The sequence below is a fragment of the Furfurilactobacillus entadae genome (assembly GCF_045862745.1).
GTDB lineage: Bacteria > Bacillota > Bacilli > Lactobacillales > Lactobacillaceae > Furfurilactobacillus > Furfurilactobacillus entadae.
The window spans coordinates 83,894-95,814 of the sequence record NZ_BQXN01000003.1 but is presented as its reverse complement, the minus strand read 5'-3'; the positions used below and the strand labels follow the sequence as shown (position 1 = coordinate 95,814).

General features: G+C 49.5%; 15 protein-coding genes. 12 read left to right on the top strand and 3 right to left on the bottom strand.

The genetic code is table 11. The features are described 5' to 3' along the window. Window position 1: 1 nt before the first annotated feature. The 4 genes from ACKTR5_RS02380 (at window position 2) to cobT (ending at window position 2,931) form a co-directional block, all read left to right on the top strand. Window positions 2-706: a uroporphyrinogen-III synthase gene (locus tag ACKTR5_RS02380; RefSeq protein WP_407878869.1), complete on the top strand. Its 705-nt coding sequence runs from the start codon at window positions 2-4 to the stop codon at window positions 704-706. 57 nt (window positions 707-763) lie between these two features. After that, the gene (locus ACKTR5_RS02375) at window positions 764-1,312 is read left to right on the top strand and encodes an NADPH-dependent FMN reductase (protein ID WP_407878868.1); all 549 of its coding nucleotides are present in this window, start codon (window positions 764-766) and stop codon (window positions 1,310-1,312) included. Continuing rightward, complete coding sequence (locus ACKTR5_RS02370; RefSeq protein ID WP_407878867.1) at window positions 1,312-1,662, top strand: BMC domain-containing protein; 351 nt, start codon at window positions 1,312-1,314, stop codon at window positions 1,660-1,662. Before ACKTR5_RS02375 ends, ACKTR5_RS02370 begins: the two co-directional genes overlap by 1 nt. 213 nt (window positions 1,663-1,875) lie before the next feature. Next, window positions 1,876-2,931 carry a nicotinate-nucleotide--dimethylbenzimidazole phosphoribosyltransferase gene (gene cobT, locus ACKTR5_RS02365; RefSeq protein WP_407878866.1) on the top strand — a complete coding sequence of 352 codons (1,056 nt, stop codon included), beginning with the start codon at window positions 1,876-1,878 and terminating at the stop codon, window positions 2,929-2,931. A gap of 62 nt (window positions 2,932-2,993) precedes the next feature. On the opposite strand, the gene ACKTR5_RS02360 is transcribed toward cobT, so the two are convergent. The 3 genes from ACKTR5_RS02360 to ACKTR5_RS02350 form a co-directional block, all read right to left on the bottom strand. Next, window positions 2,994-3,551 carry an ECF transporter S component gene (locus ACKTR5_RS02360; RefSeq protein WP_407878865.1) on the bottom strand — a complete coding sequence of 186 codons (558 nt, stop codon included), beginning with the start codon at window positions 3,549-3,551 and terminating at the stop codon, window positions 2,994-2,996. Then, complete coding sequence (locus ACKTR5_RS02355) at window positions 3,551-3,922, bottom strand: DUF4430 domain-containing protein (RefSeq protein WP_407878863.1); 372 nt, start codon at window positions 3,920-3,922, stop codon at window positions 3,551-3,553. Before ACKTR5_RS02355 ends, ACKTR5_RS02360 begins: the two co-directional genes overlap by 1 nt. Before the next feature lie 143 nt (window positions 3,923-4,065). Further along, entirely contained in the window at window positions 4,066-4,926 is an 861-nt protein-coding gene (locus tag ACKTR5_RS02350) for a helix-turn-helix domain-containing protein (protein WP_407878861.1), read from the bottom strand. Between the two features lie 275 nt (window positions 4,927-5,201). Here ACKTR5_RS02350 and ACKTR5_RS02345 point away from each other — a divergent pair, with 275 nt between their 5' ends. Genes ACKTR5_RS02345 through ACKTR5_RS02310 form a run of 8 tightly spaced genes read left to right on the top strand, consistent with a single transcriptional unit; the run spans window position 5,202 to window position 11,909 of the window. Next, a complete protein-coding gene (locus ACKTR5_RS02345; protein ID WP_407878859.1) occupies window positions 5,202-5,483 on the top strand; it encodes a BMC domain-containing protein in 282 nt (93 codons plus the stop codon). Between the two features lie 15 nt (window positions 5,484-5,498). Next, window positions 5,499-6,281 (top strand): propanediol utilization microcompartment protein PduB, encoded by a 783-nt coding sequence (pduB, locus tag ACKTR5_RS02340; protein WP_407878857.1) that lies wholly within the window; start codon window positions 5,499-5,501, stop codon window positions 6,279-6,281. Between the two features lie 18 nt (window positions 6,282-6,299). Beyond that, the gene (locus ACKTR5_RS02335) at window positions 6,300-7,964 is read left to right on the top strand and encodes a propanediol/glycerol family dehydratase large subunit (protein WP_407878855.1); all 1,665 of its coding nucleotides are present in this window, start codon (window positions 6,300-6,302) and stop codon (window positions 7,962-7,964) included. A 29-nt stretch (window positions 7,965-7,993) separates the two neighbouring features. Next, window positions 7,994-8,710, top strand: coding sequence for a propanediol/glycerol family dehydratase medium subunit (locus ACKTR5_RS02330; protein ID WP_407878853.1), 717 nt, complete (start codon window positions 7,994-7,996; stop codon window positions 8,708-8,710). A gap of 28 nt (window positions 8,711-8,738) precedes the next feature. Beyond that, window positions 8,739-9,281, top strand: a complete 543-nt coding sequence (locus tag ACKTR5_RS02325) for a diol dehydratase small subunit (RefSeq protein ID WP_407878851.1) — start codon at window positions 8,739-8,741, stop codon at window positions 9,279-9,281. 11 nt (window positions 9,282-9,292) lie between these two features. Then, window positions 9,293-11,134, top strand: a complete 1,842-nt coding sequence (locus ACKTR5_RS02320; RefSeq protein WP_407878849.1) for a diol dehydratase reactivase subunit alpha — start codon at window positions 9,293-9,295, stop codon at window positions 11,132-11,134. A 2-nt stretch (window positions 11,135-11,136) separates the two neighbouring features. After that, a complete protein-coding gene (locus ACKTR5_RS02315) occupies window positions 11,137-11,487 on the top strand; it encodes a glycerol dehydratase reactivase beta/small subunit family protein (RefSeq protein ID WP_407878848.1) in 351 nt (116 codons plus the stop codon). Beyond that, window positions 11,484-11,909 (top strand): BMC domain-containing protein, encoded by a 426-nt coding sequence (locus tag ACKTR5_RS02310; protein WP_407878847.1) that lies wholly within the window; start codon window positions 11,484-11,486, stop codon window positions 11,907-11,909. The genes ACKTR5_RS02315 and ACKTR5_RS02310 overlap by 4 nt, the downstream gene beginning before the upstream one ends. The last annotated feature ends 12 nt before the right edge of the window (window positions 11,910-11,921 follow it).

Below are 11,921 nucleotides of genomic sequence, written 5' to 3'. Positions count from 1 at the left end.
AATGGCACGGTTAGTGTTATATCCAAAGGAACGCTTTACAAAACGTGAACAGGAAGAACTGGCGGCGCAACAACCAACAGTCTATTTACCGTTACGCACGTTAACAGAAAAGCCGTTATCACCGGGTGATCAACAGATCATGCAAACTGCGGATGTCCTGGTCATTAGTAGCAACTTTGCGCTTACCGTTTTAATGGCTTGGTTGCCGAAAGTGGCGGCCAGAACCATCGTGGTGCTCAGTCAACAGCAGGCCGAGCAGATGCAAACGCAGTACACGGGGACGGTTTGTGTGGCGCCCACGGAAAACCAGCAGGGTTTGGCGCAGCAGGTTGCGGCGTTACCCCAAGCGTTAACAGTGGTTTGGCTTGTTGGGACGCTGACGCATGTGGCGCACCAGCTACAAGCAAACGAACGGGTGGTTACGGTGTACCAAAATCGCTGGACGGCATCAGACGAAGCTGAGGCACTGACGGCCATCGGAACAACACGGTATCAACAGGTGCTGGTGCCAAGCGCGTCGGCCTATCAACGGCTTCAAACACTCATGCGGCGCCGGCCCGCGCAGTTTGCTGATTGTGATTTTTATGCCCTGGGCCAGCAAACGGCAGCGGTGATCCAAGAGGATGGGCACCATGTCTGGGTGCCACCCGTTCGCACAGCGGTGCTCCGGCAAGCGGTGCGGGCGCTGCTGCAACCAACGGATTAAGGATGGCAACATCTTGGCATTAGAGTTTGCTACATTAAGGGTGTGGAGGACGAATCAATGAAAACAATTGTGTGTCTTAATGGCGGAACCGCAACGCAGTCGTATAACAAGGCGTTGACCCGCTATATTGCGAACCGGTATGCCACCACGGTGACGTGGATTGAGCCAGTTTTGACGGCGCTTCCGTTCATTGTGGCCAGTCAAACGACCGGCACCCCGGCGGCTGTGACGACGCTTGTTGAGCAGGTGAACCAAGCGGATGCGGTGGTTATCGCCACGCCGGAATATAACAACGGGCCAACCGCTGCGCTGAAAAATGCATTGGATTGGTGTTCATATGCGCCATATCCGCTGCACGAAAAACCACTGTTGTTAATGGGCGCAGCCACGGGTACGTTAGGAACGGTTCGGGCGCAATTGATGGTTCGCACCATTTTACAATCGGCAGCGTTAGCCCCACACCTGGTTGATACCCCAGAAATTTTAGTGGGACAGGCAGGGACAAAATTTGATTCTCAAGGGAACCTCATGGATCAAACAACTGTGGGTCTGATCGACCAGGGGATGCAACGGTTGTTTCAGCTTATGGAGCGGGGGAACGATTAATGGCAGATGCAAAACAAATTAAACGAATCATTCAAGAATACGTGCCAGGAAAGCAAATTACGTTAACGCACATCATCGCGAATCCAACCGAGGATGTGTACACCAAGCTTGGCATTGAAAACACGCACGATAGCATCGGAATTATGACGATCACACCAGCAGAATCGGTCATCATTGCGGCTGACATGGCGCTAAAGGCTGGCGGAGTGGCCATTGGCTTTATGGACCGGTTTAGTGGCACCGCCATTTTACATGGCGAGTTGACGGCTCTTACAGAAGCGTTTACCCATGCCAATGCAGGGATGGCGGATAAGATGCACTTTACGGTGAGTCGGGTGACACAAAATTAAATGAACGTAAACAAACCGGCTGATGTAACGAACATCAACCGGTTTGTTTGATTGGCGGTCATGTGAGCTCGCAATGATACAATCTGGTGGTTATGGATAATAAAAAACAGTTCAGTTGCGATCTTTTCGAGTTCAGTCCGGGCTGAAGCGTTGTATCATGGGCGTTCTGGTGGTAATTTCAGAGTAATCTTAACGGGAAGAAGGCAGCGGCCAATGCTAAAGGATGATTGGCAGACAATGTGGACCTGCGCCCCAATTTCAGTGAGCGCACGTCGGCAAATGCAACAAAAACTGGATGAACTGGCAAAACCGATCCGGGGCCTCGGGCGGCTGGAGGACTTGGCGGTTCAACTGGCTGGAATTAAGCGCCAAGTCACTGTGACAACGGCGCACCGGGAACTGTTGGTGTTTGCGGCCGATCACGGGGTCGCCGCTGAACACGTGTCAGCCACGCCACAGGCGGTGACCGCATTACAGGCCGTCAACACGGTCAACGGCCAAACGACGGTGGCCACCATGTGCCAAGCGGCGCATTGCGCCGTGACGGTGGTGGACGTTGGGATCATGACGCCCATTAATGAGCCGCAGGTTCTGAACCAAAAAATTCGCTTTGGAACCAGCGATTTACTGACCGGTCCAGCCATGACGAAGCCGGAAGCAATCCAGGCAATTACCATTGGTTATGAAACAGCGCAAACGGCGGTGGTGACCCATCATGCCGATATCTTGGCCATCGGTGAGCTGGGGATTGGTAATACAACTGCGGCTGCGGCCATCATTGCGGCACTGCTTCATGCTGATCCAGCAGCAGTGGTCGGCCGCGGATCGAACATTTCAGACCAGCGCTTGCGCCACAAACAGCAGGTTGTGACGGCAAGTTTACAGCGGTCGTTTGATCATGAAGACGCCCTTGATGTATTGGCCAACGTTGGTGGTTTTGAAATTGGCGCGATGACTGGCGCGCTCCTGTATGCGGCCCGTTTCGGGGTGCCAATCGTTCTCGACGGCTTCATTTCATATGCCGCGTTATTGATTGCTGAACGACTAAAGCCGGGGGTGATCAATTACGTCATTCCGTCACATGAATCGCATGAACGTGGCTCACAGCTCGTCCTTGAAGCCTTACAGCTGAAGCCGTACTTTAACTTGGCGTTGTGTGTGGGCGAGGGGACCGGCGCGGTGATGTTATTACCGTGGCTGGATCTCCTGCAAGCCGTTTTGACAAACATGAACACGGCCGCCGACGTTGGGTTTGATTTTACGAAATAACCACGGTGACAAAAAACGCGCCAAGTCTAGTCGACTTGGCGCGTTTTTTGTCTGATGATGCCTTAATCTTGGTAACGCATGGGTACCGGAATGTGATTGTGAAGCCGGATAAACGTCTGCTTCAAAGCTGGCATACAGATTAGATAAATCACGAGGTTACCGCCAGCGTGAAGGGTATCAAAGGATAGCCCGCCAAGCCAATAGACGATCACCTGGTGCCAGCCACCCAAAACGGGAAGCTGCCCTAGACTAACGGTAAATCCGTACAGGTACCCCATGAGAAGGGCTAACCCGCTCTGAACGATAATTGACCGGTTGACAAGCCGCAGGTGACTAGCTGCTGTCACGACCAGAACAACCACAAGGTAGGCCATGATCTGTGGGATGGTCCAGGGACCAAATCCTAACAGAATGTTTGAAATGAGGATCGACAGAATGCTAACAAAGACACCGACCGCAAAGCTATAATAAATCGTTAGAAAAATGAGGATGTCCGTTACTGGTTGGATGTTGGGGAGAAATTGAAAAATATAGCGCCCCACAACACAGATCGCGGTCATCATGGCGATAAACGTAATGTAACGCGGGGTGGCAATGTTAGCACCGAAATGGCGTTGCATTATTTTGTGACGGATAGGTCGAAGGTCACCTTATCGTTTTTCTTCACCTGAATGTCCTTTGCACCCTTAGTGGCTTCCTTGCCGTTAACGGTGAACATCCAGTATTTCTTTTGGGCGTCATCCTGTTTGTGACCGTTGATGCTTGTGATGAAGCCGTCCTTTTCCTTAACGGTAAAGTTCTTCTTCATGACACTGAGTAAGTTGTTACCCTTCTTAACAGTGACTGTTTTCTTAGCAAACTGCTTTTTGTCCTGCGTTAAGGTAATGGTTGCCTTGTTAGTGGCAGCACTGGCGGACTGAACGTGTCCTGCAGCAACAAACCCAAAGATAACAACGGCAAGAACGATGGCGAAACGAACAAACTTCTTCATAGGTAATAAACCCCTTTCAATATGTAAAACTAAGTTTATGCTCTTATGCAATTACAATGTTGGTCTTCTTCTGGTGTGCTTTTGCGATTAAAAAAAGACAACTGAGTCACAGTTGTCTTTTTTTGTCATGTTTCATTTTCGGATTATTGGAAGGACTTTCTGAACGTTGAGGGGGTTTCATTAACGTAGCGTTTAAACGTTTTGCTAAAGTAACTCGTCTGCGAAAAGCCCAGCTGGTGGGCGATGAGGTTAACCGGGGTATTGGTGTCTTGGAGAAGCACCATTGCTCGCTTGATCTTCTTTGCCGCTAAGTAGTCGGAGAAATTCATGTTTGTGGACTTTTTAAAGAGTTTCGAGAAGTAAAAGCTTGATAGATAAACGCGTTGGGCGACTTCTTCTAACGAAATGTTTTGATTAAGGTGCTGTTCAATGAAGGTTAATGCGTCACTAATTTCCTTGTTTGTCGTTGAAATGCTGTCGATCTTAGCCAGTGAGGCGTGGAAGTTGTTCTTATCAGGCACCGTGTGAAGAGCGGGTGCTTGGTGGATGACCGGCATTTGGACTTGGACTGGGGCACCACCTGCTTGGAACTGGTAGCCCTCTAATTCTCGTTGAATGACGGAGTGCAACAAGGTGATTGACGCTTGAGCACGCTCACCAGCTGAGTTTCCGGTGGGGCCAAACGGTGAATAGGCGCTTTGGTTAACGTCTAGGTAACCGCAACAAACAAAGCCCATTAACTGTTCGTCAAGGATCAACGGCAACCGACTAATGGTGTAGTGTTCACTAATATCAACGGTTTTGTTTTGTGGGACGGCGACTTCGCCAACAGCATCATCACTAAACGTATTAAAAATTGAAAAACCACAAACGTTTGAAATGGTTTGCCCACCAGGGCTTGTGATGACAGTTACGCTTCCGGTGGCCTGTGAAAAATTCGTCAACAGGTGGTTCAGTTGACAGAGTTGTTGGGTTGTTAGGAGCTGCGCAAGGTCTTCGTTCATCGGCTTTATCCTCCAAGAAAAAACTAAAAGTAAAGAAAGTGCCACTTTATGATCATTTTCCGATAATATGCTCAATAAATGCCATAAGAATGATAATGGTATCGCTACCAAATGACAGCAACATCACTTCTTTATAAGACAGTATATCAACAATTTAATAGTTTGCCTATATGTGAATATATAGACATAGCAATAAATGATAACGCTTTTTCGGTACTGTAGGGCTGTAGTAAAAGCTTACTTTATACGGGATCTCCCGGAGGAGGATATGTTCTATGGATAGAGAAGCACTGGGTTTAATCGAAACACGCGGGTTAATCGCGTCAATTGAAGCTGCTGATGCGATGGTCAAGGCTGCAAACGTTAAGCTTGTAGGCCAAGAGAAAGTCGGTAAGGGTTTGATCACCGTGATGGTTCGCGGTGATGTTGGTGCCGTTAAGGCCGCTGTTGATGCCGGTGTAAGTGCGGCAGAAGAAAACGGGGAAGTCGTTTCAAACTACGTCATCCCACGGCCACACCAGGACATTGAAACGTTGTTACCTCAGTCAGGCAAGTAGGAGAGCGCATAAGTCATGGCAGATACAGATGAATTAGTAAACCGTGTAATGGGCAAGTTGTTAGATTCTGGGAAGACTTCAACGGCCACACCAGCTAGTGTTAGTAAGTCAAGTCTTACGGAGTTTGTTGGAACCGCTCCCATTGGTGACACCATTGGGATGGTCGTTGCAAACGTTGATAGCGATTTAGCCGAACACTTACATTTAGAAAAGCAATTTCGGTCATTAGGGATTTTATCCGCCCGTTCTGGTGGGGGTCCCCAAATCATGGCCATGGACGAAGCCGTTAAGGCAACGAACACGGAAGTTGTTAGCATCCAAATGCCACGTGATACTAAGGGCGGTGCTGGTCACGGTTCTTTGATCATTGTTGGTGGGAACGATGTTTCTGACGTTCGGCGGGCCATTGAAGTGGCGTTAGCTGCCGTTCCACAAAAGTTCGGTGATGTGTACAACACACCAGCCGGCCACATTGAATTACAATACACTGCTCGGGCCAGTGAGGCTGCTCAGTTTGCGTTTAACGCACCACTGGGGAAAGCGTACGGCTTAATTGCTGGTGCACCAGCCGGAATCGGTGTTGTGATGGCAGATGCTGCGTTGAAGGCTGCAAATGTTGATGTCTTATCATTTGCTTCGCCAGCGTACGGAACCAGTTATTCAAACGAAGGTATCTTACACATTTCGGGTGATTCTGGTGCAGTTCGTCAAGCAGTTATTGCAGCACGTGAAGTTGGGCTTGATTTACTAGGCACGCTTGGTGGAAAACCAACAAATGATTTTCCTTCCTACATCTAGTAAAAAGGAGAGGACATAATGAAGCGTCAAAAACGGTTTGAAGCATTAGAAAAAATGCCGATCCATCAAGATGGATTTGTTAAAGAATGGCCAGAAGAAGGGTTCGTTGCCCTAGAAGGACCCAACGATCCAAAGCCAAGTATCAAGGTTGAAAACGGTGTGGTTACGGAATTAGACAGTAAGAAACGTGACGACTTCGATTTGATCGACCTGTACATCGCTGACCACGGAATCGACCAACGTAATGCTGAACGTGTTATGGAAATGGATTCCTTTAAGTTAGCAAACATGTTGTGTGATCCAAACGTCCCTCGTGAAGAAATCATTCCACTGACCACTGCGATGACACCAGCCAAAGCGGTTGAAGTAATCAGCAAGTTGAACTTCGTTGAAATGATGATGGCCACCCAAAAGATGCGGCCACGGCGGACACCAGCAACGCAATGTCACGTGACTAACTTGCGTGATAACCCGGTTCAAATCGCTGCCGACGCAGCTGATGCCGCTTTGCGTGGATTCCCAGAACAAGAAACGACGACGGCGGTTGCCCGTTATGCACCACTGAACGCCATTTCCATCATGATTGGGGCCCAAACAGGTCGTCCTGGTGTGCTGACTCAATGTTCCGTTGAAGAAGCCCTGGAACTGAGTTTAGGGATGCGTGGGTTTACCGCCTATGCCGAAACCATCTCCGTTTATGGGACTGAACAAGTGTTTACGGATGGGGATGACACACCTTGGTCTAAGGGATTCCTTGCTTCTTGTTACGCTTCTCGTGGCTTGAAGATGCGGTTCACTTCGGGTTCTGGTTCAGAAGTTATGATGGGTTACGCCGAAGGAAAATCCATGCTCTACTTGGAAGCCCGTTGTATCTACATTACAAAGGCCAGTGGGGTTCAGGGACTGCAAAACGGTGGTGTTAGTTGTATCGGGATCCCCGGTGCCGTTCCATCAGGAATTCGCTCCGTTATGGGTGAAAACTTGTTATGTATGATGATTGATTTGGAATGTGCTTCTGGTAATGACCAAGCCTTTTCACACTCAGACATGCGGCGGACAGAACGGTTACTGGGTCAATTCTTGGCCGGGACTGACTACGTTTCTTCCGGTTACTCATCAGTACCAAACGAAGACAACATGTTTGCCGGTTCAAACACCGACGCCATGGACTACGATGACTACTACGTGATGCAACGTGACTTAAAGGTCAACGGTGGGATCGTTCCTGTAAAGGAAGAAGACGTCATCAAAGTTAGAAATAAAGCTGCTAAAGCCCTTCAAACGGTCTTTGAAGCCATTGGGCTACCAAAGATCACGGATGAAGAAGTGGAAGCCGCAACCTACGCAAACAGCTCAAAGGACATGCCAGATCGGAACCTTGTTGAAGATATGAAGGCTGCCCAAGAAATGATGGACCGTGGGATTACCGGGATCGACATCGTTAAGGCACTTTACAACGGTGGTTTCCGTGATGTTGCCCAGGCCGTTTTGAGTCTGTTACAACAACGGATCGCCGGAGACTTCCTGCAAACATCCGCCATTTTTGACAAGGATTGGAACGTCATTTCTGCCGTTAACGACAATAATGACTACAAGGGTCCTGGAACCGGGTACCGTGTATCAGGCGAAACCTGGGAGAAAATCAAGGACATTCCGATGGCCATTGATCCATCGGACTTCTAAATCCGCGTGAAGAAGGGAGGATGCCACACATGGCAGATATCGATGTTGATTTATTAAGAAAAATTGTTAAACAAGTGATCGCTGAAACGGCCGCCACCAACAAGGAAGTGTCGTTTGGCAGTGGCTCAGCAGAAACAAAACCAGCCGCTGTTGCAACGGCCGAACATGAGGGCCAACCAGAAGCAACGGACGCACCAAAGAAGTTGGACTGGTTTAAACACGTTGGGGTTGCTAAAAAAGGAACCGCTGTGGACGAAGTTGTTGTTTCCGTTTTACCAGGTTTTGCAGAACATTTAACGGAAAACATGACGGGGTTATCCCACCGCGACATTTTGCGACAAGTGACCGCCGGAATTGAAGAAGAAGGGTTACGGGCCCGTGTCATTAAGGTTTACCGGACAGCCGACGTTTCATTCTCTGGCGCTGAAGCTGACCATCTGTCAGGGTCAGGAATTGCCGTTTCCATTCAATCAAAAGGAACCGCCATTATTCACCAGCGTGATGAAGAACCATTAAGTAACCTGGAATTATTCCCACAAGCACCCGTGCTGACGTTGGATACTTACCGGGCCATTGGGGTCAACGCTGCAAAGTATGCGAAGGGTGAATCACCAAACCCAGTGCCAACGGTTAGTGACCAAATGGCGCGGGTTGCTTACCAAGCAAAATCAGCTTTAATGCACATCAAAGAAACAAAATACGTTGTAACGGGGAAAGCACCCGATGAAATCGAAGTGCATTTCTAATTTGGAATGCTGAGAAAGGAACGTCAACATGAGTGAAATGGAAGATCTCGTTGCGAAAGTAATGGCCGATTTGAAGGACTCTGATACAAAGAGTGCCCCACAAGCCACAACCACAGCAACCGCCCAAACTGGAAGTCAGGCACAGCCCGATGGAAAGGAACTGGGCCGAAGCGACTATCCGTTATTTAGCAAACATCCTGACTTGATCAAGTCACCAACGGGGAAGCGCGTTAATGACATTACGTTGGAAAACGTGGTCAACGACAAGATTACTCCCGAAGACTTGCGGATCACGCCAGCAACGTTAAAAGCACAGGGCCAAATTGCCAAGAACGCTGGTCGGGCTGCCATTCAAAGTAACTTTGATCGCGCCGCAGAATTAACGGCAATTCCTGATGACCGGTTACTGGAAATGTACGGTGCATTACGGCCATACCGGTCGAGCAAACAAGAATTACTGGACATGGCAAATGAACTGGAACAACAGTACCACGCCACAATTTCAGCAAACTTTGTTCGTGAAGCCGCTAAGAACTACGAAATCCGGAAAAAGTTGAAGGGTGATAACTAACGGAGGTCGTTATGACGCAAACAGTGATTGGTGTCGACATTGGTAATTCGTCGACAGAAGTAGCGTTAGCTAACGTGACGCCAACGGGTCAGGTTGAGTTTATCAACTCTGACATCACCGCAACAACCGGGATCAAGGGGACTAAACGAAATCTCGTGGGGATTCGAACGGCCATTAACGGGGTGTTGACAAAGAGTCAACTCACCATTAACGACGTGGATCTCATTCGGATCAACGAAGCAACCCCCGTGATTGGTGATGTGGCGATGGAGACGATTACTGAAACCGTCATCACAGAATCAACCATGATTGGTCACAATCCGCGAACACCCGGGGGACTGGGCGTTGGTATTGGGGAAACCATCCTGATTACCGACCTTGTCAACGAGGGCACAACGGATAAAACGTACATTGTGTTAATTCCCAAAGAAGTTGACTTTGGCGATGCCGCTAAACTGCTGAACCTGTACCATCAAACCGGATTCAAGGTTACCGGTGCCATCCTTCAGGGTGACGACGGGGTCCTCATTGATAACCGGTTGGACTTCAAGATTCCCATTGTGGATGAAGTGTCGTTACTGGAAAAGGTCCCGCAGCACATGCTGGCCGCCGTTGAAGTGGCTGATAAAGGGCAAGTCATTAAGCAATTATCCAATCCATACGGGATCGCAACGGTGTTTGAATTGACACCGGAACAAACGAAAAACGTGGTTCCCGTTGCCCGGGCCTTAATTGGTAACCGGTCAGCGGTGGTCATCAAAACACCCGCCGGGGACGTGAAGGCTCGGGTCATTCCGGCCGGAACGGTTCACATTAACGGTGATGACCATGAAGAACAGGTTGGGATCTCTGCCGGTGCCGACAAGATCATGAAGACTGTGTCCTCGTTTAAGCAGATCGACAATGTGACCGGGGAAGCTGGCACAAACATTGGTGGCATGCTGGAACGGGTTCGGCAGACGATGGCGGAACTAACGGACAAACGGATGCAAGACATTTACATTCAGGATCTGTTGGCCGTTGATACCTCCGTGCCAAATGATGTTAAGGGTGGTCTGGCTGGTGAGTTCTCAATGGAACAAGCAGTCGGGATCGCGTCAATGGTTCGCACGGACCATCTGCAAATGCAGGCCATCGCGGACGAAATTCACCATGACTTTGGCGTTACCGTTGAAGTTGGTGGTGTGGAAGCCGAAGCGGCCATTCGTGGTGCGTTGACGACTCCCGGAACACAGGCGCCACTGGCCATCTTAGACCTTGGTGCTGGTTCCTCCGATGCGTCGATCATTGATAAGGCAGGCGACATCGTGGCCATTCATTTGGCCGGGGCCGGTGACATGACGACCATGATCATCAACTCTGAATTAGGGCTGGATGACTTGTACTTGGCCGAAGACATTAAACGATACCCGTTAGCGAAGGTCGAAAGTTTATTTTACATTCGTCATGAAGACGGGAGCGTGCAGTTCTTTGATGAAGCCCTCTCCGGTGATCTCTTTGCCCGGACCGTGGTGGTTAAGCCAACCGGGTTTGTCCCGGTTCCAGGTGACGTTTCAATTGAAAAGATTCGAACTGTTCGGCAGTCTGCTAAGCAGCGAGTCTTTGTCACCAATGCACTGCGGGCGCTGGCAAAAGTGAGTCCTACTGGAAACATCCGCGACATTCCGTTTGTCGTCATTGTTGGTGGTTCTGCCTTAGACTTTGAAATTCCTCAGCTAGTGACCGACGCGTTATCCCACTACAACCTGGTTGCGGGCCGTGGGAACGTTCGGGCCGTTGAGGGGCCAAGAAACGCGGTGGCAACGGGATTGATCCTCACCTATGCCAATGAATTACAAGAAGGGACCCATTAATTATGGCAACTGAACCAACCATCTTAATTGCGGGTCAAGAGCAAGCTGCCATTTTACCGTTGCTTTACGGCATCGAAGAGGAAGAAATTCCGTTTCGATGGACCACTGAAACAACGGCACAAACGGCAATTGGACGGGCGTTTGAAGCGGCACAAATGGCGCAACTAAACGTCGGGATCGGGTTTGACGATGAGGCAGCTTATTTACATCACAACAGCTTGCCGGCGGATAAACCCCTTGCGCGGGTCCCATTATCTGATCCAGCGGATTTACGTCGCTTAGGCGCAAACGCCGCTCGGTTGGTTAAGCGGGTCCCATTTAAAGACTTTGAGAAGGGAGGATTGATTCTATGAACGATGCATTAGGATTATTAGAAGTTGGTGGTTACTCAACAGCCGTTAAGGTTGCTGATGTGATGGTCAAAACGGCAAACGTCCACGTTGACAAGGTTGAACGTGCCCGTGGTGCCGGCCAAATGACAGTGTTTATCAGCGGCGATGTTGGGGCGGTTAACGCTGCCATCGCTGCCGGAAGCCAGGCTGCTGAGGAAGTTGACCATTTTGTTGCAAAACAGGTCATCGCCCGCCCAGCAAATGGGTTAGATGAACTCGTTAAAAAGCCAGCTGAAAAAGTGGCTGAAGAATTAACGACAGAACCAGAACCAGTTGCTGAAACACCAGCAAGCCAAGCGGCAAAACCAGCGAGTGCCAGCACGACAAAACGGCGCCCAGCATCGAACCGCCGAAACACAAAGAGTACTAAACCAGAACAGTAATTGTTAACAAAC

Coding starts and splice junctions, on each gene's coding strand:
- ACKTR5_RS02355 (WP_407878863.1), bottom strand. CDS start 3,922: ATGAAGAAGTTTGTTCGTTTCGCCATCGTTCTTGCCGTTGTTATCTTT.
- ACKTR5_RS02350 (WP_407878861.1), bottom strand. CDS start 4,926: ATGAACGAAGACCTTGCGCAGCTCCTAACAACCCAACAACTCTGTCAA.
- cobT (WP_407878866.1), top strand. CDS start 1,876: ATGCTAAAGGATGATTGGCAGACAATGTGGACCTGCGCCCCAATTTCA.
- ACKTR5_RS02360 (WP_407878865.1), bottom strand. CDS start 3,551: ATGCAACGCCATTTCGGTGCTAACATTGCCACCCCGCGTTACATTACG.
- ACKTR5_RS02370 (WP_407878867.1), top strand. CDS start 1,312: ATGGCAGATGCAAAACAAATTAAACGAATCATTCAAGAATACGTGCCA.
- ACKTR5_RS02315 (WP_407878848.1), top strand. CDS start 11,137: ATGGCAACTGAACCAACCATCTTAATTGCGGGTCAAGAGCAAGCTGCC.
- ACKTR5_RS02320 (WP_407878849.1), top strand. CDS start 9,293: ATGACGCAAACAGTGATTGGTGTCGACATTGGTAATTCGTCGACAGAA.
- ACKTR5_RS02325 (WP_407878851.1), top strand. CDS start 8,739: ATGAGTGAAATGGAAGATCTCGTTGCGAAAGTAATGGCCGATTTGAAG.
- ACKTR5_RS02335 (WP_407878855.1), top strand. CDS start 6,300: ATGAAGCGTCAAAAACGGTTTGAAGCATTAGAAAAAATGCCGATCCAT.
- pduB (WP_407878857.1), top strand. CDS start 5,499: ATGGCAGATACAGATGAATTAGTAAACCGTGTAATGGGCAAGTTGTTA.
- ACKTR5_RS02375 (WP_407878868.1), top strand. CDS start 764: ATGAAAACAATTGTGTGTCTTAATGGCGGAACCGCAACGCAGTCGTAT.
- ACKTR5_RS02380 (WP_407878869.1), top strand. CDS start 2: ATGGCACGGTTAGTGTTATATCCAAAGGAACGCTTTACAAAACGTGAA.
- ACKTR5_RS02345 (WP_407878859.1), top strand. CDS start 5,202: ATGGATAGAGAAGCACTGGGTTTAATCGAAACACGCGGGTTAATCGCG.
- ACKTR5_RS02310 (WP_407878847.1), top strand. CDS start 11,484: ATGAACGATGCATTAGGATTATTAGAAGTTGGTGGTTACTCAACAGCC.
- ACKTR5_RS02330 (WP_407878853.1), top strand. CDS start 7,994: ATGGCAGATATCGATGTTGATTTATTAAGAAAAATTGTTAAACAAGTG.